Below are 25,210 nucleotides of genomic sequence, written 5' to 3'. Positions count from 1 at the left end.
TTCACAAGGGAACCCCATGTCCAAGACACAGTTGTTCGACCTCGACGGCAAAATCGCATTCGTTTCCGGCGCCAGCCGCGGCATCGGTGAAGCCATCGCCAAACTGCTGGCCCAGCAAGGCGCCCACGTCATCGTTTCGAGCCGCAAACTCGACGGCTGTCAGCACGTGGCTGACGCGATCATCGCCGCCGGCGGCAAAGCCACCGCGGTGGCCTGCCACATCGGCGAAATGGAGCAAATCGCGCAAGTGTTCGCCGGGATCAAGGAGCAGTTCGGCCGCCTCGATATTCTGGTCAACAATGCGGCGACCAACCCGCAGTTCTGCAACGTACTCGACACCGACCTCGGCGCGTTCCAGAAGACTGTGGACGTGAACATTCGCGGTTACTTCTTCATGTCCGTGGAAGCCGGCAAGCTGATGCGGGAAAACGGTGGCGGCAGCATCATCAACGTCGCGTCGATCAACGGTATATCACCGGGGATTTTCCAGGGCATCTACTCGGTGACCAAAGCCGCGGTGATCAACATGACCAAAGTTTTCGCCAAGGAATGCGCGCAGTTCGGCATCCGCTGCAACGCACTGCTGCCAGGCCTGACCGACACCAAATTCGCTTCAGCACTGGTAAAAAACGATGCAATCCTCAAGCAGGCATTGACGCAGATCCCGCTCAAGCGTGTGGCCGATCCAAGTGAAATGGCCGGCGCGGTGCTTTATTTGGCCAGCGATGCGTCGAGCTACACCACCGGAGTCGCGCTGAACGTGGATGGCGGATTCCTGTCCTGATACCACGCGAAACCGACGCGCCCCTGTAGGAGCGGCCCGAGCCTGCGGCAGCTCCTACAGGGAAGGTTGTATGAATTTATTGCGTGACGCAGCGCGTGGTGGTGATGTGCCGGGTGACTTGCCCATCGACGTACATATCGCCTGCAACCTCGGTGTTTTCCATGACCTGGCAGGTACGTTCCGGCGGTGGCGGCGGTGCGAGAGGTGGAGGTGGCGGCGGACTGGCACAGCCGGCCAGCAGCGCGACAAACAAAGCCAAGGGCAACACGCGTTTCCCAGGATTTTTCATAGGACGACCCGCGATAAAGGAAAGAGCCACTCCCGCGGTCGAACCGACCACGAGAGACCTGACCACTCATTCTTTATAGCCGACCGGCCGGTATGTGCCAGTAAACAGGCCCGATCAACCTTATTTACCTGTCGATTGTGGGCTACGCCATATCCGTGTCAGTGGAGCTTCGCAGGTTATTGCTTTGCAGTTCGTAGCGCAGTTCTTCGATCAGCGACTGCAAGGCCTCTGGAGTGCGCAACGCGGCAAGATTCAACCCGCTGATCACCAGATCCACTTGCCCGGATACCGGGTGGTAAAGCTTCACAGTCAGTGAATGATCACCATCGGCCGAGCACTCGCACGACAATGGCGCGAAGCTTTGCTCCAGCTGCGCGCGCAATTGCGCAAGATTGGTCATTGAGCTGTTCCTTTAGTTACTTCGCAGGGATGGATCCCGGGCCGTGAAAGACCCGTATCGCACGTCACCAGACTAAGAACAGCCTCCCCCTCGCCAACACCCCCATTTGCACCCTTTGCACTAGTGCATTTGCACCTCACCGCTGCCCCTTGGCGCCCCACTCGCCAGCAAACAGACCGCGCTCCCGTGCCCAGACAATCGCCTCGCTGCGGCTATGCACGTCAAGTTTGGAATACACCGTCGCCACATGGTTGCGCACCGTGTTGGGCGCCAGTTTGAGACGCGCGGCGATCTCTTTGTCCGCCAAACCTTCACAGATCAGCGCCAACACATCGCGCTCGCGGGCGGTTAAGTCAGTGAACGACACGCTCGGCAATTGCGGCGAATTGATCTTTTTCACGTTGGCCAGTTTTTCGATCAGCGTGCGGCTGAACCATGAGGCGTCTTTCATCACCTCTTCAATGGCGGCCACCAGTTCGAGTTCGGTGCGTTTACGCTCGGTGATGTCCATCAACACCAGCAGATAGCACGGCACGTCGTGAATAATCACTGTATCGGCGGACAGCGCGCATTCCAGCACCTGCGCATCTTTCTTGCGCACCCGCACATCCACGCGATCGACCCGACCGTTTTTCGCCAGGGCTGCCAACAAACGCGTGCGCGCGCCATCGTCATCGATGAAGTCCAGCTGCGTCACGGTTTTACCGAACACCTCGTCGCCGTCGTAAGCCAGGGTTTCGAGGAACGCCTGGTTGACGTCGATGACCTGCTGTTCATCGGCGCTGCAAACCAGGATCGGCACCGGGGTCAGGCGAAAAGCCTTGGCAAAGCGCTCTTCGCTTTGGCGCAGCGCCACCTCGGCCTTGTGCCGCAGTTCCATGTCGACGAACGAGAACAGCATGCAATCTTCGTCGTTAAGCAGCAGCGGCTGCCCGGCGACGATCACCTGCTTGCTGCTGCCATCGGGCAACCGCAGATCTGTCTGCATCTGTGGGATGGTTGCTACGTCGCGCATGCGCTGGATGGCCAGCTCTTTTCGCTCGGCCTGCTCATAAATGTCGATTTCATAAGCCGACGTGCCGATCACCTGCTCGCGGGTATAACCGGTCATCTCCAGAAACCCCGGATTGACCTTGATGTAGCGCAGATCGCTGAGCCGACAGATCACGGCCGGCGCCGGGTTGGCGTTGAAGGTTTTTTCGAAGCGCAGCTCGGCGTTGGCCCAATCGGTGACGTCGGTCATGATGAGCACCAGCGACTCGGGCTTACCCTCGCGATCAGTCAGGATCATGCTGCGCACGCTGTGCACCCAGACCCGCTCGGGATCGTCAACGGCGGACATTTCAATCAATACGTCGCTGAACATTTCGCAGCGTGCCGCACGGCTGATCGGATAATTTTCCGGGGACAGCGTGTGGTTGTTGCGGTAGCGCAGACTGAAACGCTGCGCGTACTCGGTGGCGTTGTGGCCGAGTTCACCGATCCGGCTGACACCGTGCATGGCGAGTGCCGCTTCGTTGGCCCACAGGATGCTTTGGTCCAGCTCCAGCAAAATCACCCCGTCGGACAGCCCGGCGATGATCTGCTGCAACTGACGGCGATTGGTTTCGGTGGTCAGGACTTCCTGGCTCATTGCATCTCCACAAGTGATACGCCCATGTGAAGACTACGACCGCAGCGGCCCGAGATCGTGCGCCGCTGTTTAAAACCCGAAAATTGCCCCGTAGAAGCTGCCGCAGGCTGCGATCTTTTGACTTTGTTTTTTAAAGACAGGATCAAAAAGATCGCAGCCTTCGGCAGCTCCTACAACGGTTTCGGGTTGCCGCTGAGCTCGCGGAGAGTGTCGAGGAACAGCTTGAGCACGGGCGAGGCGTCGTCCGCGCGATAGGTGGCATACAACGGCACTTCCGGCAGCGCCGGGGTCAGGCGGCGGAACACCAGGCCGGCCGGTGCCAATTGCTCGATGGATGCCGGCAACAGCGCCACGCCAAACCCGGCGCGCACCAGGCTGAGCAAGGTTTGCACCTCGATCACCTGTTGGCGAATCTGCGGCGTAAACCCGGCCTGCACGCAACACTGATAGAGAAAATGGGCAAATCGCGACTGCTTCAACTCCAGCGCCACGAACGGTTCCTGCGCCAGATCCACCGGGGCCAGTACCTCGCGAGCGGCCAGCGGATGGTCTGCGGGCATCACCACATGAATCGGTTCGTAGATCAGCAGTTCATTGCGCAACTGCGAATCGTCGTAACCGACGCGAAACACGCAGGCATCGATGCGTTTTTCCTTCAATGCCTTGACCTGCGCCGCCGGAGTCATCTCGTGAAGGCGCCAGTTGACCTGCGGATAGCGCTCGCGAAACAAGTGCAAGGCCTTGGGCAATACGCCGACCATCACCGAGCTGATCATGCCGATTTCCAGCTCGCCCAACTGACCACGCCCGGTTTGCCGAGTCAGATCCAGCGCCCGCTCAAGCTGCTCGAAGACCAGCGGCGCCTGTTCCTTGAGCATCTGCCCCGCCGCTGTCAGTTCCACGCGGTGATGACTGCGCTCGAACAGCGGCGTGCCGAGTTCTTCCTCGAGCAGACGAATCTGCTGGCTCAACGGCGGCTGGCAGATGTGCAATCGCTCGGCCGCGCGACCGAAGTGCAGCTCATCAGCCAACGCCATGAAATATCGCAGCAGGCGTAGATCCATGACGGTTTATCCCAGGTTGAATGGCGTCGAACGCTGGCGCACGCCGGTCAATGCGAACAAGGCGTTGGCAATCGCCGGCACCACCGACGGGCTGCCCAGCTCGCCGACGCCACCGGGTTTGCCGGGCTCACCGTCGAGTACCAGGATGTCGGTGGCCGGCATATCCGACATGCGCGTGACGCGGTAATCGTGGAAGTTACTCTGCACCACCCTGCCCTGTTTGATATCGAGGCGGTCAAACAGTGCATGGCCCAACCCCCACATCAAACCGCCGTAGATTTGCTCTTCGACACCGCCCGGCGACACCGCCAGACCGCAATCGACCACGCAGGTGAGCTTCTCGACTTGCGGTTTGCCGTTCACGGTCGCCACCCGCGCCACCACTGCGATAAAACTGGTGTAACCCTGATTGGTCGCGATACCCAATGCGGTTCCCGGCGGCAATGGCTGCCCCCATCCCGCGCGTTCGGCAGCCTGTTTGAGCACCGTCACATGGCGAGGTCGCTCCTGCATGTTGGCGAGGCGGAACGCCAGCGGGTCCTCGCCAGCGGCATAGGCGAGTTCGTCCATGAAACTTTCCACGGCAAACACGTTGGGAATGAAGCTCACCGAGCGATACCAACCGCTCGGCAGCTGACTTTCGTGTTTGACCCAATTGAGCTCCAGGTGCGGCGGACGGTAGGCGAAGTCCCACGCAGTGATCGCCTCGGTGGTGCTGTAATCCATCTTGTCCGGACGCTCGAAATAGCCCGGTTCCCACTGCTCTGGCGAGGCCGGCGACACCGCGTGCAATTGCAGCGCAGTCAGTTTTCCCTGCGGGTCGAGCGCGCCTTTGACCCGATGCAAGGTCGCCGGATGATTGAACAGTGCGTGCATTTCATCTTCGCGGCTGTTCAGCAGTTTCACCGGCACGCCAGTTTGCTGCGCGAGCCAGGCACCTTCGAACAGCCAGTATTTCGCCTCCCGCGCGCCAAAGCTACCGCCGGAAACCAGCTCATGGATCGTCACCTTGGCCTTGTCGATGCCGCACACGATCTGCGCCGCCTCCAGGGCCGACGACGGCACCTGCACGCCGCCCCAATATGTGATCGCCCTGTCCTTGACCTGCGCGACGATGCAGATCGGCTCCAGCGGGTTCTGCACTTTGTAAGGCATGGCGTAATCGGCTTCGATCAGCTTCGCTGCACTCGACCATTGTCCGCTGACATCGCCGTGGCTCATGGCTTTGACGGTTTGGGCGTGCGGATCGCCGATCGCCGCGGCCTGCGCCGCGTGCAACTGATCACTGTCGAAACCGGCGAGCGGCGAATCGCTCCATTGGATCTGCAGCACGTTACGGCCCTGCTGCGCGGCCCAATATGTGTCGGCCAGCACGGCGACGCCTTCCAGATTGCCGCCGAGCACGTCGGGACGTCCCGGAACCGCGAGCACTTTGCGCACACCTGGCACTCGCAACGCCGCCGCCGAGTCGACGCTGACAACCTTCGCGCCCAGCACCGGGGCCCGCTGAATGACCGCCACCAGCATGCCCGGCAACTGCACGTCGATGCTGTACTGGAAACGCCCGCACACCTTGGCGGCGGCATCACGCTTGTGGCGCAGTTTGCCGATGTATTTGAACTGCGCCGGATCCTTCAGCGTGACGTTGTCCGGCGCCGGCAAGTTGGCCGCGACACCCACCAGTTCGCCATAGCCGAGGCTGCGCTTGCTCGATGCATGTACCACTCGACCTTCTTCCGTGGCGCAGCTCTGGGGGCTGACTTTCCATTGCTTCGCCGCTGCGGTTATCAACAATGCCCGCGCCGTAGCGCCGGCCATGCGCAAGCGGTCGTACTCCAGCGAAACGCTGGTGCTGCCGCCGGTGGAAAAGACTTTCCAGACCGGATGGATGTAAGTTTCGAAGAACGGATCTTCCGGGGTGATCACCTGCACAGTCATCGGGTTGACGTCCAGCTCTTCGGCCACGCACGCGGCGAGTGCCGTCTGCGTACCGGTGCCGGAGTCGTGCTTGTGCACCACCAGTTTCACCGTGCCGTCAGGCAACACACGCACCCAGGCATTGGGCTCGAATTCCTTGACCTGCGCGGGGGCCTTCGGGTCGGTGGCGCCGACGCCACTCGGCAGATACAGCGCAATGGCCAGGCCTGAAGCGAGCGTCGCCGCTTGCTTGAGAAACTCTCGGCGCGGCAGTTCGATGCGGCTGTCGTCGACAAGGCTCATCAGGCCTCCTTCGGCGCATTCGCCGCGCGTTTGATCGCTTTATTGATGCGCCCGTAAGTGCCGCAGCGGCAGATATTCCCGGACATTGCGGTGCGGATCGAAGCGTCGGTGACTGCTGCACCGGTGTTGAGCAACGCCGCGGCGGACATGATCTGTCCGGATTGACAGTAGCCGCATTGCGGCACATCTTCGGCGACCCAGGCCAATTGCAGCGGATGGCTTTGCGTCGCCGACACCCCCTCGATCGTGGTGATGCTGTGGCCCGCGACGGCCGCCGCTGGCATTTGGCAGGAACGCACCGCGACGCCGTCCAGGTGCACGGTGCAAGCACCGCACAGGCCCATGCCGCAACCGAACTTGGTGCCGGTGAGTTTCAGTTGATCACGCAGTACCCATAGCAAGGGCGTGGAGGAAGACGTTTCCTCCAGCTCGCGTCGTTCGCCGTTAACCGTGAATGCAATCATTGTCAGGCTCCAAGAGAGCGGCCCGTCTTTGTGCGGGCCTGGTGACCGATTATTGGAAGCCGCGACGATCCCCGGCCAGCGACGTTTTCTGCCAACCGGTGTAAGCAGGACTAACAACATGTACAAGCGATACCCGTCGGTGCAGTCCATGAGCGCGTTTATCCACGCCGCGCGCAGCGGCAGTTTTTCCAGCGCCGCGCGCAAACTCGATCTGACCCACAGCGCGATCAGTCAGCAGATTCGTGCCCTGGAAGAGTTCATCGGCCAGCCGCTCTTTGTCCGCGAAGGCGGTGGCAGCAATCTGACCGATGCCGGGCAGTTGTTTGCCAGTGTGTTGGCGGATGGTCTGGCGCAGATTGACCGTGCCTTGTCTTCGGTGAAAAACCGCAGCGTGGCGCAACGCTTGACCCTTGATGTCGACAGCGAACTGGCGCAGAGCTGGCTCAATCCGCGCCTGCCGCAGTTGCTTGATGGGCTGCCGGATTATGAGGTGACGCTGCTGTCGATGCCGCGCAGTGATCGCAGTACGTTTGAGCGAGTCGATCTGGCGCTGCGTTATGGCTATGGCGATTGGGACGACTGCGAGATGACGCAGATTTGTGGCGATCGGGTGTTGGCGGTGGCTTCGCCGGATTTGCTGGAACGGTATGGGTTGCAGGTGCCGTTGAGCCCGGCGCAGATTTTGAAGTTGCCATTGTTGGGGTATACGCGGCGCTCGTGGATTCCGTGGCTGGATGCGGCCGGGATGACGCCAACCGAGCCGCCGGCACGGGTGATTTTTGATAATGCGGCGAATTTGATTGCGGCTGCCGAGGCTGGCGTTGGCGCGGGGCTGGTGCGTGGATTATTGGCGGCTGATGCATTGCGCAGTGGGCGGTTGGTGGCGTTGAACGAGGCGCAGATTGCGGCGCATTACAACCTTTACGCCGTGTGGCCGCATGGGCAGGCTGAGCGTGTGGCGCCGGTGGTTGAAGCGATCAAACAGTTGGCAATGCAAACACAGTCCTGACGACAGCGCTGGCACAACCATTGAAGATCAAAAGATCGCAGCCTTCGGCAGCTCCTACATTGAACGGTGTAGGAGCTGCCGCAGGCTGCGATCTTTTGATCTTGATGCAGCCATATCGAACAAGTATCACCACCCCGCCCAATTAATATTGTACGAACCCAACCCCTCCTTCCAATACTCGCCCTCAGCAGCCACCCACCCGGGCCGGATGCGAACAGGCGAGGGAATGCGCGAGTCTTGCGCATAGAAACGGCCGATTGCCCGGGACGTGAATGCCGAGAGCCGCAAGGCTCCCTTCCCCGCTATCAGGAGATCGACTGCAATGATCATCGATATCAGCTGCTATCCCACCGATCTGGTGGACCTCGCCTGGAGGCATGACGGTGACCCGTTCACCGGCGAGCGTCTGCTGGAGATGATGGATGGCCCGTACATTGTCAACGGCAAGCCTCGCCGCATTGACAAAGCCTTCATCCAGCCGCCGCAGGGCAACACGATTTACACCTGGACCGACGGCGACCTGAGCGGTCGCGAATCCATCGATGCGTACATGGCCTACACGCTGAAAATGGTTCAGACCTACCCGGACCGCTTCATCGGCTGCTTCGTCTACAACCCGCGCTGCGGTGTGGAAAACGGCGTCGAGGCGATCGAGCGCTACGTCAAGGAACACGGTTTCAAGATGGTGCAGATGCAGGCCAACATGCATGCCTACCGTCCTGACCGGGCGCTGGATTGGGTGCGCCCGTGCTTCGAGAAATGCGCCGAGCTGGGCATTCCGGTCAAGCTGCACACCGGCGACGGACCTTACAGCATCCCGTCGGAATGGGTGCCGATGATCAAGGAATTCCCCAACGTCGATTTCATCATGGCCCACTTCGGCGTGCAGACCGGCGGCGTCTACGTGTTTGAACCGATGCAATGGGCAATGGAGTTGCCCAACGTCTACTGCGAGTCCGGCTGGTGCCTGCAATCGCGGATCGTCGAGTTCGCCAAGGTATTGCCGACGCACAAAATCCTTTTCGGCACCGATACGCCGCCGAACGAACCGGGCATGTGGCTGCGCCTGCTCGAAGTGCTCTGCCACGAGCCGCCACAGGGCCTGAATCTCGACGAGGACACCCTCGAAGATTATCTGGGCAACAACACCGCGCGAATGATCGGCCTCGAACCGACCCCGCCACCGCGTTCCGTTTCCGAAGCAGAGGCGCAACTCGCACGCCCCGTCACCACTCAACTGGCCAGGAGCTGAACCGATGATCATCGACACCCATCTGCACCCTACTAACCTGGTCGACGAGGCCTGGCGCCATACCGGCGAACCGTTCACCGGCGAGCGCATGCTCAAGCTCATGGACGGCCCGTACATGATCAACGGCAAACCGCGCCGCATCGACATGGGCTTCATCCAGCCGCCGCCGGGCAATACCGGTTATCGCGACGGCAACCGCCGAGGCCGCGAGGGCGTGCGTGACTACATGTCCTACGTCGCCGAACTCTGTGTGAAATATCCGGATCGCTTCATCGGCAACTTCAACTTTAACCCGCGCTGGGGCCCGGAAAACGGTGCGGCGGAGCTGGAATTCCATATCAAGGAATACGGCTTCAAGATGCTCAAGCTGCACGCCAACATGCACGGCTATCGCCCGGACCGCGCGCTCGATTGGCTGCGCCCGGCGATGAAGGTTTGCGCCAAGTACAACATCGTTGTGCTGATCCACACCGGCGATGGCCCGTACACGATTCCGACGATGTTCTACCCGATCATCCGCGAGTTTCCGATGGTCAATTTCATCATCGGCCACTTCGGTATCCAGACGGGCGGCAACTACTCGTTCGAAGCGTTCTGGATGGCGATGGACACGCCGAACGTGTACTGCGAATCGGGCTGGTGCTTTCAATCGCGGATCGTCGAATTCGCCAAGGAACTGCCGCGCAACAAGATCGTCTTCGGCACCGATTCACCGCCGAATGAGCCGGGGATGTGGCTGCGCGAACTCGAGGTGTTGTGCTCACCGGCACCGCAGGGGTTGGGCATTGATGAGGATCATCTCGAAGATTACCTGGGCAACAACATCGCCCGCTTGTGCGGGATCGAACCGACGCCACCGCCCAAGGATCTGGTTGAGGCCGATATTCGCCTGACCACCACGTACCTGTAGCCGTACACGAACCTCCTGTGGGAAGGGAGTTTCCTGTGGTGAGGGGATTTATCCCCGATGGGCTGCGAAGCAGCTCCAAAAACCTGCAACCACGTTGTATCAGGCAGATCGCGTTGACTGGTTTTACGACTGCTTCCCAGCCGATCGGGGATAAATCCCCTCGCCACAAGGGACTTGCATACAGAGCACACAGCGACTTTACAGGCACGAAGATGAACCGGCATTCGTTCGACCGGCAGGCCAGCGGCTGGCCGATCGGATGCCCTCTCACCCCTGCGTGCCTGCTTTTTACGAGGTGAAACCATGACCCGTTCGACGCTCGGCGATTCTCAGGACTTCCACGTGTTCATCGACGCCTATCGCCGAGAGTATCCGGACGATGTGCTGACGGTCACCCAAACTATTTCAGCCGATCAGGACGTCACCGCCCTGGTCGATGCCCTCGCCGCGCAGGGCCGCGACCCACTGCTCATCTGCGAAAACGTCGGCAACCTGGGCGTGCCGGTGGCGACCAATCTGTTCGCCTCTCGCACCCGTATCGCCCGGATCTTCGGCGTCAACCCGGCGCAATTGCACGAAACCTTTCAGGCTCGCGCCAACCAGCCCATCGCGCCGCGTTATGTAGAAAACGGCCCGATCCTCGATGAAGTGTTCGAGGGTGAAGCACTGGATCTGGCGCTGCTACCGATGCTCAAGCATTTCGACAGTGATCGCGGCCCGTATATCACCAACGCGATCATCATTGCCGAAGACCCGCTGAGCGGCATTGCCAACATGAGCTACCACCGCTCGATGCGCCATGCCCGCCAGGCCCTCGCCACCAGTCTGCATTCACGCGGACACCTGTGGCGGATGCTGCAAACCGCGCGTGAACGTGGCGAAGAATTGCGCATGGCCATGGTGGTCGGTGCGCATCCGCTGTTCATGCTCGCCGCCGCTGCGCGTTTGCCGTACGGCGCGGATGAGCGCGCGGTCGCCGGTGGGCTGTTCGGTGCGCCGCTGGAGCTGGTCAAAACCCCGCGCTACGGCATTGGCGTGCCGGCATATGCCGAGTTTGTTCTCGAAGGCGCGATTGACCCAACGGCCTACGCCGACGAAGGCCCGTTCGGCGAATTCAGCGGTTATTCCTCGGATCGCTCGACCAACAATGTGCTGCGCGTCGACACCCTGTTAAAGCGCAAAGACGCTTGGCTGGTCGATGTGATGGGCGGCCGCTACGCCGAGCATTTGACCCTCGCCCGCCTGCCCCGCGAGGCGGAAATGAGCGAAAAACTCAAAGCACGCTTCCCTGCCGTCACCGCCGTGCATTACCCCAATTCCGGCACGCATTTTCATTGCTACGTGGCACTCGATCAAAGCCGCGACGGCGAAGCGCGGCAGATCATGCTGGCCCTGCTCGGTTGGGATCCGTACCTGAAAACGGTGATCGCGGTGGACAGCGATATCGACATCAGCGATGACAGTCAGGTGCTATGGGCATTGGCCACGCACTTCCAGCCACACTTGGATATTTTCACCATCGATGGCTTGCCCGGCAGTCCGCTCGACCCGTCCTCTTCGGTCAACGGCACCACTTCGCGGATGGGCCTGGATGCGACGCGCGGTTCGGCTTTCGACGGGATCAAGGCGCAGCTCGATCAGCAAGTGCTCGAACGTGCCCGCCAATTGATCAAAGGTCTGCAGGCATGAACCGGCCGCGGATGGTGGTGGGCATCAGTGGCGCGTCAGGGTTCGTATACGGCGTGCGGCTCCTGCAGTTGCTGGCCGAACTCGACATCGAAAGCCACTTGATCATCAGCCGCGCCGCGCTGCTGACCATGGCGCATGAGACCGACTACAAACTGGCCGACGTCACGGCGCTCGCCAGCCATTACCACCGCGCCGACGACGTCGCTGCCGGCATTGCCAGCGGTTCGTTTCGCTGCCTCGGCATGGTGGTTGCGCCCTGCTCGATGCGCACCCTGGCGGAAATCGCCACGGGCACGTCTTCGGGACTCATCGGCCGCGCCGCTGACGTGACCCTCAAGGAGCGCCGCACCTTGGTGCTGATGGCCCGCGAAACCCCGCTGACCCTCGCCCATTTGCGCAACATGACCGCCATCACCGAAATGGGCGGGATCATCGCCCCGCCGGTGCCGGCGTTTTATGCACGCCCGCAGAATCTGGCGCAAATGGTCGATCACAGCCTTGGTCGGGTGCTCGACCTGTTCGGCCTTGATGCCGGTGTCGCCACTCGCTGGCGAGAACACCCCAATCCCTGTGGGAGCTAGCCCTGCTAGCGATGGCGGAGTGTCAGTGAAATCAATTCTGGCTGATACACCGCCATCGCTAGCAGGGCTAGCTCCCACATTTGATCGCACTTCGGCAAAACACAGTCAAGGAGCTTCTGATGAACACTCCCTTCAACGCCCCAACCCGCAATACCAAAATCCCCGTGACCATCCTCACCGGTTTTCTCGGGGCCGGTAAAACCACGTTGCTCAATTACATCCTCAAGGAAAACCACGGGCGCAAAATCGCTGTTATCGAAAACGAATTCGGCGAGGTCGGCATCGACGGCGATCTGGTGCTGAGCTCCGAAACCGAAGAAATCTACGAGATGGTCAACGGCTGCGTGTGCTGCACCGCCGAGGTTCGCGAGGATCTGGTGCGTATCGTCCGCGAGCTGGTGGCACGCCCGGTGCGCCTCGATCACATCCTCATTGAAACCAGTGGCCTGGCCGACCCTTATCCGGTCGCGCAGAGCTTTTTCATCAACGACCCGATCGCCGAAGAAGTCGAGCTCGACGCAATCGTGACCATGGTCGACGCCAAGCACATCGCCCAGCATCTGGAGGATCTGCAACTGGACGGCGTCGACAACCAGGCGGTGGATCAGATTGTCTGCGCCGACCGCATCGTCATCAACAAGGTCGATCTGGTCAGCGCCGCAGAGGTTGAAGCCCTGTGCGGCAAGATTCGCAGCTTGAACGCCACGGCGGATCTGGTGACCTCGACCCATGCGCAAATCGACCTGACCAGGATCCTCGGAATCGGTGCATTCGAATGCACGCAGAAGCTGATGGAAATCGGCGCGGAACAGCACGATCACGATCACCACGAGCATCACGCGCAAGAGCCGGATCACCAGCACGACCCGAGCGTGTCATCGGTCGGTATCGCTGTCGACGGCGCGGTCAATCTGATGGCGTTTCACCGCTGGATCAGCGAGTTGCGCTCGTCCCAGGCCGACAATCTCTATCGCATGAAAGGCGTGCTCGCGGTGGCCAACGAAGACCAGCGCTACGTGCTGCAGGGCGTGCACAGTCTGGTGGAGTTTCGCGCATCGACCGCCTGGGGCACGGAGCCCCGATCGAGCAAGATCGTGTTCATCGGCCGCGACCTGGATCGCGCGGCGCTGAACCAAGGCTTCGCCGCCTGCCTGGCAGGCTGAACCAAGGCATCGGAGCCGGTGGATGGCGGCTTCGCAGCACGAATGACTGATGCCAATTCTTTTGAACAACACAACACCTGTGGGAGCTGGCTTGCCAGCGATAGCGGACTGTCAGTTTATAAAAATGGTGACTGCGAAATCGCCATCGCTGGCAAGCCAGCTCCCACAGGATTCCACTGTGTTCTTGAGCTGATCGGCATCAGACGAATACCCCTCTCTACCGCATAAAACAGCCAGAGGTGTTTCCCCATGTCGTCAGCCACATCCGCATCGAAATCCGCCACCACCGTGCATGCCGTCGACCGCGTTCTGCCGGTGCGACAGATGCTTACCCTCGGCCTGCAACACATGGCCGTCTCGTACATCGGCGCCATCGCCGTGCCGTTGATTGTCGCCAGCGCGTTGAAAATGTCCCATGCCGACACGGTGGTGCTGATCAGTACCACGCTGTTCTGCTCAGGCATCGCCACCCTTCTGCAAACCGTCGGCTTCTGGAAATTCGGCGTACGTCTGCCGATCCTGCAGGGCGTCGCGTTCAGCAGCGTCGGCCCGGTGATCGCCATCGGCAGCAACCCGGAGGTGGGCTTCGCCGGGGTCTGCGGGGCGGTGATCGGTGCCGGGATTTTTACCATGCTGATGGCACCGTTCGTGGGTCGATTGCGGCGGTTTTTTCCGCCCGTGGTCACCGGCTGCATCGTCACGGTGATCGGTTTGCAATTGTTCCCGATCGCCTATGAGTGGGTCGGCGGCGGGCGCAACGCGAGCAATTTCGGTGCCCCGGCGTTCCTCGGTGTCGCGGTCGTGGTGTTGCTGACGATTCTGCTCGTCACTCGTTATGGCAGCCCGCTGATGCGCAACATGGCGGTGCTGGTTGGCATGCTGGTGGGCGCGGGCCTGGCCTACGGTTTGGGCATGGGCAGTTTTCACAGCGTTGAGCAAGCGCCGTGGCTGACCGTGCCCTATCCGTTCTATTTTGGCTTGCCGACATTCAGCCTGATCCCGATCGCGACCATGGTCGTGGTGATGATCGTGCAGATGGTGGAGTCGATGGGGCTGTTCGTGGCCATTGGCGACATCGTCGAAAAACCGGTGGAAGACAAACAAGTGATCAACGGCCTGCGCGCCAACGGCCTGGCCAGCACCATTGCCGGGATGTTCGCCGCGTTCCCGTTCATTGCCTTCATGGAAAACGTCGGTCTGGTGATCCTCACCGGCGTGCGCAGCCGTTGGGTGGTGGCGGTCAGCGGTTTGCTGATGTGCTCGATTGCGCTGGTGCCAAAGGCCGGCGCGATCATCGCCTCGATGCCGACCGCCGCCCTCGGTGGCGCCGGCGTGGCCATGTTCGGTGTGGTCGCGGCAGCGGGGATTCAGACCCTGGCCAAAGTCGACTATGAGCGCAATCGCTACAACGTCTTGATCGTCGGTTTCACCATCGCCGCCGCGCTGGTGCCGGTGCTCGCCCCGACCCTGTTCAAACAATTACCCGAGTGGTCGCAGCCGTTTCTGCACAGCAGCGTGGTCATCGCTTGCCTGGTGTCGGTGCTGCTCAACGCCGCGCTGAACGGCGTCAGCGTGCCGCAAACCACCGCCAGCAAATCCGCCTCGCACATTCTTTGACTGGAGCCTGCCCATGACTCAACTTCAAAACATTCTGATCAAGCACCCGGTTGCGGTGATGACCGGCCAGCGCGGCTCTCGCGCACGGGCCGGTGCCGTGGACATCCGTGTGGTCAACGGGCGCATCGCCGAGATGGCCGCCGACCTGCAAGCGCAACCGGGCGAACGGGTGATCGACGCGCGCAATTGCGTCGTCTATCCAGGCTGGATCAACACTCACCATCACCTGTTTCAGAACCTGCTCAAAGCCGTGCCCGAAGGCCTCAATCAGGATCTGCAAGGCTGGCTGGCCAGCGTGCCCTATCCGCGCCTCAATCGCTTCACCCCGCAACTGGCGCGGATCGCCGCACGGCTGGGGATGGTCGAGTTGCTGTTGTCCGGCGTCACCACCTGCGCCGATCACCATTATCTCTACCACGCCCACGGCAGCACCGAGACCGGCGATTTGCTGTTCGACATGGCCGACGAATTCGGTTTGCGTTTCGTGCTGTGCCGTGGCGGCGCGCTGGAATCGGCCAGCGCTCACCCGGGTTTCTCGAAAACCGCGCTGCAACCGGAAAGCCTCGAGCAGATGGTCGGCGATATCGAGCGACTGAAATCGCGCTATCACCAGGACACCCCGGACGCGATGCGCCGGGTGGTCGTCGCGCCGACTACGCCAACATTTTCGCTGCCGCCGACGCTGCTGCGCGAACTCGCCCACACCGCGCGCGGGCTTGGCCTGCGCCTGCACACGCACTTGTCGGAAACGCAGAATTACGTGAATTTCTGCCGCGAAAAATACAACTGTTCGCCGGTGGAATTCGTCGCTGAACACGAGTGGCTCGGCCCCGACGTCTGGTTCGCCCACGCCGTGCATCTGCAGCCGGCGGAAATCCGCATGCTCGCGCAAACCGGCACCGGCATCGCCCACTGCCCGGTGAGCAACGCCAGGCTGGGCAGCGGCGTCGCGCCTGTGCCGCAGATGTACGAGGCGGGCGTGGCGGTTTCACTGGGTGTCGATGGCGTGGCCTCGAATGAATCCGGGAGCATGGTCGGCGAAGCCAACACCGCATGGCTGATCCATCGCGCCGAACAAGGCGCGTCGGCCACCACCGCCGAAGACGTCATTCACTGGGGCACCGCCGGTGGCGCGCAGGTGCTTGGCCTTGGCGCCGTGGGTACGCTCGAAGTCGGACAGGCAGCGGATCTGGTGGTCTACAGCCTCGATCACCCACGCTTCTACGGTTTCCACGACAGCGCCGTCGCGCCGGTGGTCGCGGGCGAGCCGATCACCGTGAAGTACAGCCTTGTGGGCGGCAGGATCGTGGTCGATAACGGCGTGATCCCGGGCCTCGACATCGAACAGATGCGCGCCGAAGCATGGGAAGGCGTGCAGCAATTGATGAACGTTGACAACTAACGCCCTCGCAAACCCTGTAGGAGCTGTCGAGTGAAACGAGGCTGCGATCTTTTGATTCCGTGTTGCTAAACATCCAAATCAAAAGATCGCAGCCTTCGGCAGCTCCTACCGGTGCTTTCTGTAGGAGCTGTCGAGTGAAACGAGGCTGCGATCTTTTGATTCTGTGTTGCTAAACATCCAAATCAAAAGATCGCAGCCTTCGGCAGCTCCTACCGGTGCTTTCTGTAGGAGCTGTCGAGTGAAACGAGGCTGCGATCTTTTGATTCTGTGTTGCTAAACATCCAAATCAAAAGATCGCAGCCTTCGGCAGCTCCTACCGGTGCTTTCTGTAGGAGCTGTCGAGTGAAACGAGGCTGCGATCTTTTGATTCTGTGTTGCTAAACATCCAAATCAAAAGATCGCAGCCTTCGGCAGCTCCTACCGGTGCTTTCTGTAGGAGCTGTCGAGAGAAACGAGGCTGCGATCTCTTGATTCTGGTTGCTAAACATCCAAATCAAAAGATCGCAGCCTTCGGCAGCTCCTACAGGTGCTTGCTGTAGGAGCTGTCGAGTGAAACGAGGCTGCGATCTCTTGATTCTGGTTGCTAAACATCCAAATCAAAAGATCGCAGCCTTCGGCAGCTCCTACCGGTGCTTGCTGTAGGAGCTGTCGAGTGAAACGAGGCTGCGATCTCTTGATTCTGGTTGTTAAACATCAAGATCAAAAGATCGCAGCCTTCGGCAGCTCCTACACAGAGCTGCGATGTGTTGATATTTATGCGGCGGCTTTACCGGCCGCGACCATCGCCGAAGCCGCCAGCATCGCTCGCAACAGCACTGCGCATCCCGCCGCCAGATCGTCCGGTGCGGCGTTCTCGATTTCGTTGTGGCTGATGCCGCCCTCGCACGGCACAAAAATCATCCCGGCCGGGCCGAGTTCGGCGAGGAAGATCGCGTCGTGGCCGGCGCCGCTGACGATGTCCATGTGTGACAGACCCAGACCTTTCGCCGCGCCGCGCACCGCTTCCACACAACCCTTTTCAAAGTACAGCGGCGGGAAGTCGGCTGTCGGCGTCAGCTCATAGGTCAGGCCATGTTCCTCGCAGGTGGCTTCGATGACTTGCTTCACCTCGGCGATCATCGCGTCGAGGCGCGCCGGTTCCAAATGACGGAAGTCGAGGGTCATGCGCACTTCGCCGGGGATGACGTTGCGCGAGCCGGGATAGGCCTGCAGGCAGCCGACGGTGCCACAGGCGTGCGGTTGGTGGCCGAGCGCGGCGCGGTTGACGGCACCGACGATGACCGAGGCGCCGACCAGCGCATCCTTGCGCAGGTGCATCGGCGTTGGGCCGGCGTGGGCCTCGACGCCGCGCAGCTTGAGGTCGAACCACTTCTGCCCCAGCGCGCCGAGCACTACGCCAATGGTTTTGTGTTCGTCTTCAAGTATCGGGCCTTGTTCGATATGCGCTTCGAAATAGGCGCCGACCTGGTGCCCGCTGACCTTGCGCGGGCCGGCATAGCCGATAGCGTTGAGCGCTTCGCCGACTGTCACGCCGTCGGCATCGACCTTGGCCAACGTCTCCTCAAGGCTGAATTTTTCTGCGAACACGCCAGAGCCCATCATGCACGGAGCGAAGCGCGAGCCTTCTTCGTTGGTCCAGACCACCACCTCCAGCGGCGCCTCGGTTTCCACGCCGAGGTCGTTGAGCGTGCGCAACACCTCGACGCCGGCGAGTACGCCGAAGCAGCCATCGAACTTGCCGCCGGTGGGCTGGGTGTCGATGTGGCTGCCGGTCATCACCGGTGGCAGCTCGGGATTGCGTCCCGCACGGCGCGCGAAGATGTTGCCGACAGCATCGACCGTGACGCTGCATCCGGCGTCCTCGCACCATTGCACGAACAGGTCGCGGGCCTGGCGATCGAGGTCGGTCAGGGCCAGGCGACAAACCCCGCCCTTGACCGTGGCGCCGAGTTTGGCGAGGTCCATGAGCGATGCCCACAGGCGGTCGCGGTTGATGTGCTGATGGGTCGATTGCAGAACGTCTACGGGTGCGTTCATAGGGATCTCCTCAGGCTGCTGTTCTTATGGATACTGCTGTGGTGTCTGTGAGGCCGCCATCGCTGGCAAGCCAGCTCCCACAGGGTTTTTGGTTGAACACAGAATTTGTGCACGACTCGATCCCTGTGGGAGCTGGCTTGCCAGCGATGTGGCCCTCATTCACACCGCTGTTTTTACAACTGACGGCTGCGCCCGCATCACGCATAACCCGTAATAAATCACGCCACCCAGCGCTGAACCGGTGAACCACCCGTAGCTGTAGAACCAGCTGAACGCATCGCTGCCCAGCGACAGCAGCGTCAGCACCACCGGCACACCGAACGCAAGGAATCCGGCCCGGTTCCACGCCGGGTACACGTCGTCGCGATATAACCCGGCCAGATCCAGTCGCTGTTTCTTGATCAGGAAATAGTCGACCACCATGATCCCGGCGATCGGGCCGAGCAGACTGGAATAGCCCAGCAGCCAGTTGGAATAGACGGTTTCCAGACTGACATCGGAAACGATCAGACCAAGTTTTTTCAGCAGTTCATGGCCCATCAACAAGAGCCCGACCAGCCCGGTCAGCAACACCGCTTTGGTGCGATTGATGACCTTGGGCGCAATGTTCTGGAAGTCATTGGTGGGCGAGACGATGTTGGCTGCCGTGTTGGTCGACAACGTCGCGATGATGATCAATGCCATGGCCACCGCGACCCACACCGGGTTCTGAATGTGGCCGATCAGGGTGACCGGATCAGAAACCGTGACGCCGACCAGTTTCACCGAGGCGGCGGTCATGATCACGCCCAGCGAGGCGAACAGGAACATCGTCAGCGGCAGGCCGATAATCTGCCCGAGGATCTGATCCTTCTGGCTCTTGGCGTAACGGCTGAAGTCGGGAATGTTCAGCGATAACGTGGCCCAGAAGCCGACCATTGCCGTGAGCCCGGCCGCGAAGTAGCTCACCACACTGGCGCCCTCAGGGCGTTTCGGCGGGATCGCCAGCAATTCGCTCATCGATACATTAGGCATCGCCCACACCAGCAAGCCGATGCCGACCGCCACCAGCAACGGCGCGGACAAGGTTTCCAGCCACTTGATCGACTCCGCGCCACGAATCACAACCCACAGGTTCAGTGCCCAGAAAACCATGAAGCCGATCACCTCCCCCGTGCCGCCAAGGGACTTCCAGCCCTCGAATACGGAGCCGAGAAACAGGTGGATCGCCAGGCCGCCGAACATGGTCTGGATGCCGAACCAGCCGCACGCCACCAAGGCGCGAATCAGACACGGCACGTTGGAACCGAGAATGCCGAACGATGAGCGCAACAACACCGGGAACGGAATGCCGTACTTGGTACCGGGAAAGGCATTGAGTGTGAGCGGAATCAGCACGATCAGATTGGCGAACAGTATTGCCAGCAGCGCTTCGCCCACGCTCAGGCCAAAGTACGCGGTCAACACCCCGCCGAGGGTATACGTCGGCACGCAGATCGACATGCCGACCCACAGCGCGGTGATGTGCCATTTGTTCCAGGTTCGCTCGCGCACCTTGGTCGGTGCCATGTCGTGGTTGTAGCGGGGACTGTCGAGGACGTCGCTGCCGGCTTCGAGTTCGAACAAGCCGTCACGCTCGGTTACTTGCGATCTGTTCTGTTGCATGGCTGCTCCACGGTTTTTCTGATTATTTTTGCTCATCGGGCTGGCGGGCGAACGCGCCGCGCGCCAGGCGATGGCCGGAGTACTTGCATGTGAACACGCACTTCACGAACCGGCCTGGCTTGTCAGCGCCAGCACTCAATAAACGTGCCGACTGTTGCGCCGAGTGTCCCGAATGATCCGTATAACGCTTGCAACTGTTTGATGTTTAAACGCTTTGAATCCAAATATTGAGCACCTGCGTTTACTTGATTCACTGTTCAGCCAGAAATATTAGACAAGTTCCTCGAACAGCCAGGATCAAAGTGGTGCACGCTTATTTTCCTTGAAGCGTCTGGTCCGCGACTCCGTAGCGTTCAAGCAGCTGATTTACCATGACAAATCTCGCTCAAATCTGATTCCTGTCAAGTGCGTCAAAATGGTGAAAGGCCTCCCCATTTTGGTGAGGAATATTTTAAGTCCATATATTTCAACGGTTTATGTTTGTAATATTCTTATAAAAAATAATCTTGCTGATTCGATTAACACCAGCTAGTTTTTATTCCTGACAGCGCTGGCAGGAATATATCTTTGCGCAGCGACGCCTTAAAAAAACACTTAGAACCGGTATAAGTCGGTCATGCCTGCGAGGAAGCTGCAATGTCTCTGTTGATCCGTGGCGCCACTGTTGTTACTCACGATGAAAGTTATCGCGCCGACGTCTATTGCGCCGACGGCGTGATCAAAGCCATCGGTGGAAACCTCGATATTCCCGCAGGCGCCGAAGTGCTCGACGGTAGCGGCCAATATTTGATGCCAGGCGGCATCGACCCGCACACGCACATGCAATTACCTTTCATGGGCACCGTGGCCAGCGAAGACTTTTTCAGCGGTACGGCGGCTGGTCTCGCCGGTGGCACGACGTCGATCATCGATTTCGTGATTCCCAATCCGCAACAGTCGTTGATGGAGGCGTTCCATCAATGGCGCGGTTGGGGGCAAAAGTCCGCCTCCGACTATGGCTTTCACGTTGCGATTACCTGGTGGAGTGAGCAGGTGCGGGAGGAAATGGCCGAGCTGGTCAGCCATCACGGCATCAACAGCTTCAAGCATTTCATGGCTTACAAGAACGCAATCATGGCCGCCGATGACACGCTGGTGGCAAGTTTCGAGCGCTGTCTGGAACTCGGCGCCGTGCCCACCGTCCATGCGGAAAACGGCGAGCTGGTCTATCACTTGCAACGCAGGTTGATGGCCCAAGGCATTACCGGCCCGGAAGCGCATCCGCTGTCACGGCCGTCACAAGTCGAAGGCGAAGCCGCCAGCCGAGCGATCCGCATCGCCGAAACCATCGGCACACCGCTGTACCTGGTGCATGTGTCGACCAAGGAAGCTCTCGACGAAATCACCTATGCGCGTAGCAAGGGCCAGCCGGTCTACGGCGAAGTGCTCGCCGGGCATTTGCTGCTCGACGACAGCGTCTACCAACATCCGGACTGGCAGACCGCTGCCGGTTACGTGATGAGCCCACCGTTCCGCCCTCGCGGCCATCAAGAGGCACTTTGGCACGGTCTGCAGAACGGCAATCTGCACACCACCGCGACCGATCACTGCTGTTTCTGCGCCGAGCAGAAAGCCGCCGGCCGCGATGACTTCAGCAAGATTCCCAACGGCACCGCAGGCATCGAAGACCGCATGGCCGTGCTTTGGGACGAAGGGGTCAACAGCGGTCGGTTGTCGATGCAGGATTTCGTCGCGCTCACCTCTACCAACACCGCGAAGATTTTCAATCTCTATCCACGCAAGGGCGCAATTCGCGTCGGCGCCGATGCCGATCTGGTGCTGTGGGATCCGCAAGGCACACGCACCATCTCCGCCAAGACTCACCACCAGCAGGTGGACTTCAACATCTTCGAAGGCAAAACCGTGCGCGGTGTGCCAAGCCACACCGTCAGTCAGGGCCGGCTGGTCTGGGCCGATGGTGACTTGCGAGCCGAGCGCGGCGCCGGTCGGTACATCGAACGGCCGGCGTATCCGGCCGTGTTTGATCTGCTGAGCAAGCGGGCCGAGTTGCACAAGCCCATTGCCGTGAAACGCTGAAATCCCGGCCTTCGCGAGCCAGCTCGCTCCCATCCTTGAAATGCATTCCCCCGTGTAGGAGCTGCCGAAGGCTGCGATCTTTTGATCTTGATTCTGAAAACCAACATCAAAAGATCGCAGCCTTCGACAGCTCATACGCAGCGGATTTGGCCAATGCCCGTTAGAGGCAGTTACCGTGAGGCATAAACCGTGATCGAGACTCTGAAGCACCTCCCCCATCCGCACGAAAGCGCGGCCGCGCTCGCTGGCCATTTCAGCGATCTGGCGCCGCCGCTCAACGCCCGACAGGCGCACCTGGAAGCCTCGCGCTGCCTGTATTGCTATGACGCGCCGTGCGTCAACGCGTGCCCGAGCGAGATCGATATTCCATCGTTCATCCGCAACATCCATCAGGACAACGTCAGGGGCGCAGCGCAGAAAATTCTCTCGGCGAACATCCTTGGCGGCAGTTGCGCGCGGGTGTGCCCGACCGAGATCCTCTGTCAGCAAGCCTGCGTGCGCAATAATGCTGAAGAATGCGCGCCGGTGCTGATCGGTCTGCTGCAACGTTACGCCGTCGACAATGCACAGTTCGCCGAGCACCCGTTCCAACGTGCCGCCGCCACCGGCAAACGCATCGCCGTGGTCGGCGCCGGCCCGGCCGGTTTGTCTTGCGCGCATCGCTGCGCCATGCACGGTCACGACGTGGTGATTTTCGAAGCGCGGGAGAAGGCCGGTGGGCTTAATGAGTACGGGATCGCCAAGTACAAACTGGTCGACGACTACGCGCAGAAGGAACTGGATTTCCTCCTGCAAATCGGCGGCATCGACATTCGCCATGGACAAAAACTTGGCGAGAACCTGACCCTCAGCGAGCTGCACCAGCAGTTCGACGCGGTGTTCCTTGGCCTCGGCCTCAACGCCAGCAAGCAGCTCGGCCTGCCGTACGAAGACGCCCCGGGTCTGCTCGCCGCTACCGATTACATCTGCGAATTGCGCCAGGCCGACGACCTGACGCAACTGCCACTGGCCGAACGTTGCATCGTCCTTGGCGCAGGCAATACCGCAATCGATATGGCCGTGCAAATGGCCCGTCTTGGCGCGCACGACGTCAACCTCGTGTACCGGCGTGGCGCGGCGGACATGGGCGCCACCGACCATGAACAACACATCGCCAAAGCCAATCAGGTACGCCTGCTGACCTGGGCGCAGCCGGAAGAAGTCTTGCTCGATGCTCAGGGCCGTGTGCGCGGCATGCGCTTCGCGCGTACGGATCTGGTCGACGGTCGACTGCAAACCACCGGCGAGACTTTCGAACTGGCGGCGGATGCGATCTTCAAGGCCATCGGGCAGGCGTTCGACGGCAGCGCCCTCGCCGATCCGCTGGCCCGTGAACTGAAGCGTCAGGGCGAGCGCATTGAAGTCGACGAAAACCTGCGCACCAGCATTCCGGGGGTGTACGCCGGCGGCGACTGCACCAGCCTCGATCAGGATTTGACCGTACAAGCCGTGCAACACGGCAAACTCGCCGCCGAGGCGATCAACGCTCAACTGATGCTTAACGTGGAGGCCGCATAAATGGCCGATCTGTCGATAGTCTTCGCCGGCATCAAAGCGCCCAATCCGTTCTGGCTGGCGTCCGCGCCGCCGACCGATAAAGCCTATAACGTCGTCCGCGCATTCGAAGCGGGCTGGGGCGGCGTGGTCTGGAAAACCCTGGGAGAGGATCCGGCAGCGGTCAACGTTTCGTCGCGCTATTCAGCGCACTACGGCAACAACCGCGAAGTGCTGGGCATCAATAACATCGAGCTGATTACCGACCGTTCGCTGGAGATCAATCTGCGTGAAATCACTCAGGTGAAAAAGGACTGGCCGGATCGAGCGGTGATCGTTTCGCTGATGGTGCCTTGCGTCGAGGAGTCGTGGAAACACATTCTGCCGCTGGTGGAGGCGACGGGTGCGGATGGCATCGAACTGAATTTCGGCTGCCCCCACGGCATGCCCGAACGGGGCATGGGCGCGGCGGTAGGTCAGGTGCCGGAGTACGTCGAGCAGGTCACGCGCTGGTGCAAGACGTATTGCTCGCTGCCGGTGATCGTCAAACTGACCCCGAACATCACCGACATCCGCGTCGCCGCACGGGCCGCACATCGCGGCGGCGCGGACGCGGTGTCGCTGATCAATACGATCAACTCGATTACCAGTGTCGATCTCGACCACATGGTTGCGCTGCCGACGGTCGGAAGCAAAAGTACCCACGGCGGATATTGCGGCTCGGCGGTGAAGCCGATTGCGCTGAACATGGTTGCCGAAATCGCCCGCGATCCGCAGACCCAGGGGCTGCCGATCTGCGGTATCGGCGGCATTGGCAGCTGGCGGGATGCGGCGGAATTCATGGCGCTGGGCAGCGGCGCCGTGCAGGTGTGTACGGCAGCGATGCTCCACGGCTTCCGGATCGTCGACGAGATGAAGGATGGGCTGTCGCGATGGATGGACAGTCAGGGTTACGCCAGCATCGGCGAGTTTTCCGGGCGCGCGGTGGGCAACACCACTGACTGGAAGTACCTCGATATCAATTATCAAGTGATCGCGAAGATTGATCAGGCAGCCTGCATTGGTTGCGGCCGCTGCCATATCGCTTGCGAGGACACTTCACACCAGGCAATCGCCAGCCTCAAGCAAGCGGACGGCACGCATAAATATGAAGTGATCGACGATGAGTGCGTGGGCTGCAATCTGTGCCAGATCACCTGCCCCGTGGCGGCGTGTATCGAAATGGTGCCGATGGAAACAGGGAAGCCGTTTCTCGACTGGAATCACGATCCGCGCAATCCCTACCATGTAAGTGCCTGAGTCAACGACAACGCCTCGCCAACGCTATCGCCAGCAGGGCCGGCCCTGCTGGCGGTAAGGCCTGCACAGGCGACATTGATCACGACCGCCTGTCGCAAAACCTGCCGCACCTGTCAGATCTGACAGGTGACACCCCAACCCTAT

General features: G+C 60.6%; 20 protein-coding genes. 12 read left to right on the top strand and 8 right to left on the bottom strand.

Features of this window, described 5'->3' with window-relative positions; genetic code table 11:
* Positions 1–16: 16 nt before the first annotated feature.
* A complete protein-coding gene (locus EL257_RS10770; RefSeq protein ID WP_007911074.1) occupies positions 17–784 on the top strand; it encodes an SDR family oxidoreductase in 768 nt (255 codons plus the stop codon).
* 76 nt (positions 785–860) lie between these two features.
* Here the strand turns inward: EL257_RS10770 and EL257_RS10765 are convergent, their stop codons facing one another.
* The 6 genes from EL257_RS10765 to EL257_RS10740 all read right to left on the bottom strand — a co-directional run bounded on the left by EL257_RS10765 (position 861) and on the right by EL257_RS10740 (position 6,854).
* Entirely contained in the window at positions 861–1,073 is a 213-nt protein-coding gene (locus EL257_RS10765; protein WP_126362382.1) for a hypothetical protein, read from the bottom strand.
* 142 nt (positions 1,074–1,215) lie between these two features.
* The gene (locus EL257_RS10760) at positions 1,216–1,473 is read right to left on the bottom strand and encodes a DUF1652 domain-containing protein (RefSeq protein WP_126362380.1); all 258 of its coding nucleotides are present in this window, start codon (positions 1,471–1,473) and stop codon (positions 1,216–1,218) included.
* 136 nt (positions 1,474–1,609) lie between these two features.
* Positions 1,610–3,106 (bottom strand): helix-turn-helix transcriptional regulator, encoded by a 1,497-nt coding sequence (locus EL257_RS10755; RefSeq protein WP_126362378.1) that lies wholly within the window; start codon positions 3,104–3,106, stop codon positions 1,610–1,612.
* 170 nt (positions 3,107–3,276) lie between these two features.
* A complete protein-coding gene (locus tag EL257_RS10750) occupies positions 3,277–4,170 on the bottom strand; it encodes a LysR substrate-binding domain-containing protein (protein ID WP_126362376.1) in 894 nt (297 codons plus the stop codon).
* Between the two features lie 6 nt (positions 4,171–4,176).
* Positions 4,177–6,390, bottom strand: a complete 2,214-nt coding sequence (locus EL257_RS10745; RefSeq protein ID WP_126362374.1) for a xanthine dehydrogenase family protein molybdopterin-binding subunit — start codon at positions 6,388–6,390, stop codon at positions 4,177–4,179.
* On the bottom strand, positions 6,390–6,854 hold the full coding sequence (locus EL257_RS10740) for a (2Fe-2S)-binding protein (protein ID WP_126362372.1): 465 nt from the start codon (positions 6,852–6,854) through the stop codon (positions 6,390–6,392). The genes EL257_RS10745 and EL257_RS10740 overlap by 1 nt, the downstream gene beginning before the upstream one ends.
* Before the next feature lie 118 nt (positions 6,855–6,972).
* Between EL257_RS10740 and EL257_RS10735 the strand changes: the two genes are divergently transcribed.
* From EL257_RS10735 to EL257_RS10695, 8 genes are all read left to right on the top strand, one after another.
* Positions 6,973–7,863, top strand: a complete 891-nt coding sequence (locus EL257_RS10735) for a LysR substrate-binding domain-containing protein (protein ID WP_126362370.1) — start codon at positions 6,973–6,975, stop codon at positions 7,861–7,863.
* Positions 7,864–8,185: 322 nt separating this feature from the next.
* On the top strand, positions 8,186–9,115 hold the full coding sequence (locus EL257_RS10730) for an amidohydrolase family protein (RefSeq protein WP_126362368.1): 930 nt from the start codon (positions 8,186–8,188) through the stop codon (positions 9,113–9,115).
* A gap of 4 nt (positions 9,116–9,119) precedes the next feature.
* On the top strand, positions 9,120–10,025 hold the full coding sequence (locus tag EL257_RS10725; RefSeq protein ID WP_003224037.1) for an amidohydrolase family protein: 906 nt from the start codon (positions 9,120–9,122) through the stop codon (positions 10,023–10,025).
* A gap of 303 nt (positions 10,026–10,328) precedes the next feature.
* Positions 10,329–11,714, top strand: coding sequence for a UbiD family decarboxylase (locus EL257_RS10720; protein WP_126362366.1), 1,386 nt, complete (start codon positions 10,329–10,331; stop codon positions 11,712–11,714).
* Positions 11,711–12,295 carry a UbiX family flavin prenyltransferase gene (locus EL257_RS10715; protein WP_126362364.1) on the top strand — a complete coding sequence of 195 codons (585 nt, stop codon included), beginning with the start codon at positions 11,711–11,713 and terminating at the stop codon, positions 12,293–12,295. The genes EL257_RS10720 and EL257_RS10715 overlap by 4 nt, the downstream gene beginning before the upstream one ends.
* Positions 12,296–12,414: 119 nt before the next feature.
* Positions 12,415–13,458 carry a CobW family GTP-binding protein gene (locus tag EL257_RS10710; RefSeq protein WP_126362362.1) on the top strand — a complete coding sequence of 348 codons (1,044 nt, stop codon included), beginning with the start codon at positions 12,415–12,417 and terminating at the stop codon, positions 13,456–13,458.
* A gap of 249 nt (positions 13,459–13,707) precedes the next feature.
* Positions 13,708–15,075, top strand: a complete 1,368-nt coding sequence (locus tag EL257_RS10700; RefSeq protein ID WP_126362358.1) for a nucleobase:cation symporter-2 family protein — start codon at positions 13,708–13,710, stop codon at positions 15,073–15,075.
* A gap of 13 nt (positions 15,076–15,088) precedes the next feature.
* Positions 15,089–16,477 carry an amidohydrolase family protein gene (locus tag EL257_RS10695; protein WP_126362356.1) on the top strand — a complete coding sequence of 463 codons (1,389 nt, stop codon included), beginning with the start codon at positions 15,089–15,091 and terminating at the stop codon, positions 16,475–16,477.
* Positions 16,478–17,230: 753 nt separating this feature from the next.
* Here EL257_RS10695 and EL257_RS10690 read toward each other — a convergent pair.
* Positions 17,231–18,514, bottom strand: coding sequence for a Zn-dependent hydrolase (locus EL257_RS10690; protein ID WP_126362354.1), 1,284 nt, complete (start codon positions 18,512–18,514; stop codon positions 17,231–17,233).
* A 159-nt stretch (positions 18,515–18,673) separates the two neighbouring features.
* Entirely contained in the window at positions 18,674–20,158 is a 1,485-nt protein-coding gene (locus EL257_RS10685; protein WP_126362352.1) for an NCS1 family nucleobase:cation symporter-1, read from the bottom strand.
* A gap of 636 nt (positions 20,159–20,794) precedes the next feature.
* On the opposite strand from EL257_RS10685, the gene hydA reads away from it, so the two are divergent.
* From hydA to preA, 3 genes are all read left to right on the top strand, one after another.
* Positions 20,795–22,234 carry a dihydropyrimidinase gene (gene hydA, locus EL257_RS10680; RefSeq protein WP_126362350.1) on the top strand — a complete coding sequence of 480 codons (1,440 nt, stop codon included), beginning with the start codon at positions 20,795–20,797 and terminating at the stop codon, positions 22,232–22,234.
* A gap of 189 nt (positions 22,235–22,423) precedes the next feature.
* Positions 22,424–23,791: an NAD(P)-dependent oxidoreductase gene (locus EL257_RS10675; RefSeq protein ID WP_126362348.1), complete on the top strand. Its 1,368-nt coding sequence runs from the start codon at positions 22,424–22,426 to the stop codon at positions 23,789–23,791.
* On the top strand, positions 23,792–25,066 hold the full coding sequence (gene preA / locus EL257_RS10670) for an NAD-dependent dihydropyrimidine dehydrogenase subunit PreA (RefSeq protein ID WP_126362345.1): 1,275 nt from the start codon (positions 23,792–23,794) through the stop codon (positions 25,064–25,066).
* The last annotated feature ends 144 nt before the right edge of the window (positions 25,067–25,210 follow it).

The organism is Pseudomonas fluorescens (assembly GCF_900636825.1).
Classification (GTDB): Bacteria; Pseudomonadota; Gammaproteobacteria; order Pseudomonadales; family Pseudomonadaceae; genus Aquipseudomonas; species Aquipseudomonas fluorescens_BG.
This window is presented reverse-complemented; position numbering and strand designations above follow the sequence as displayed.

What these genes read in the sequence shown, in the direction of transcription:
- EL257_RS10700 (WP_126362358.1), top strand. Translation starts at nt 13,708, where the DNA reads ATGTCGTCAGCCACATCCGCATCGAAATCCGCCACCACCGTGCATGCC.
- hydA (WP_126362350.1), top strand. Translation starts at nt 20,795, where the DNA reads ATGTCTCTGTTGATCCGTGGCGCCACTGTTGTTACTCACGATGAAAGT.
- EL257_RS10695 (WP_126362356.1), top strand. Translation starts at nt 15,089, where the DNA reads ATGACTCAACTTCAAAACATTCTGATCAAGCACCCGGTTGCGGTGATG.
- EL257_RS10765 (WP_126362382.1), bottom strand. Translation starts at nt 1,073, where the DNA reads ATGAAAAATCCTGGGAAACGCGTGTTGCCCTTGGCTTTGTTTGTCGCG.
- EL257_RS10725 (WP_003224037.1), top strand. Translation starts at nt 9,120, where the DNA reads ATGATCATCGACACCCATCTGCACCCTACTAACCTGGTCGACGAGGCC.
- EL257_RS10760 (WP_126362380.1), bottom strand. Translation starts at nt 1,473, where the DNA reads ATGACCAATCTTGCGCAATTGCGCGCGCAGCTGGAGCAAAGCTTCGCG.
- EL257_RS10750 (WP_126362376.1), bottom strand. Translation starts at nt 4,170, where the DNA reads ATGGATCTACGCCTGCTGCGATATTTCATGGCGTTGGCTGATGAGCTG.
- preA (WP_126362345.1), top strand. Translation starts at nt 23,792, where the DNA reads ATGGCCGATCTGTCGATAGTCTTCGCCGGCATCAAAGCGCCCAATCCG.
- EL257_RS10755 (WP_126362378.1), bottom strand. Translation starts at nt 3,106, where the DNA reads ATGAGCCAGGAAGTCCTGACCACCGAAACCAATCGCCGTCAGTTGCAG.
- EL257_RS10770 (WP_007911074.1), top strand. Translation starts at nt 17, where the DNA reads ATGTCCAAGACACAGTTGTTCGACCTCGACGGCAAAATCGCATTCGTT.
- EL257_RS10740 (WP_126362372.1), bottom strand. Translation starts at nt 6,854, where the DNA reads ATGATTGCATTCACGGTTAACGGCGAACGACGCGAGCTGGAGGAAACG.
- EL257_RS10745 (WP_126362374.1), bottom strand. Translation starts at nt 6,390, where the DNA reads ATGAGCCTTGTCGACGACAGCCGCATCGAACTGCCGCGCCGAGAGTTT.
- EL257_RS10710 (WP_126362362.1), top strand. Translation starts at nt 12,415, where the DNA reads ATGAACACTCCCTTCAACGCCCCAACCCGCAATACCAAAATCCCCGTG.
- EL257_RS10715 (WP_126362364.1), top strand. Translation starts at nt 11,711, where the DNA reads ATGAACCGGCCGCGGATGGTGGTGGGCATCAGTGGCGCGTCAGGGTTC.
- EL257_RS10685 (WP_126362352.1), bottom strand. Translation starts at nt 20,158, where the DNA reads ATGCAACAGAACAGATCGCAAGTAACCGAGCGTGACGGCTTGTTCGAA.
- EL257_RS10690 (WP_126362354.1), bottom strand. Translation starts at nt 18,514, where the DNA reads ATGAACGCACCCGTAGACGTTCTGCAATCGACCCATCAGCACATCAAC.
- EL257_RS10735 (WP_126362370.1), top strand. Translation starts at nt 6,973, where the DNA reads ATGTACAAGCGATACCCGTCGGTGCAGTCCATGAGCGCGTTTATCCAC.
- EL257_RS10730 (WP_126362368.1), top strand. Translation starts at nt 8,186, where the DNA reads ATGATCATCGATATCAGCTGCTATCCCACCGATCTGGTGGACCTCGCC.
- EL257_RS10720 (WP_126362366.1), top strand. Translation starts at nt 10,329, where the DNA reads ATGACCCGTTCGACGCTCGGCGATTCTCAGGACTTCCACGTGTTCATC.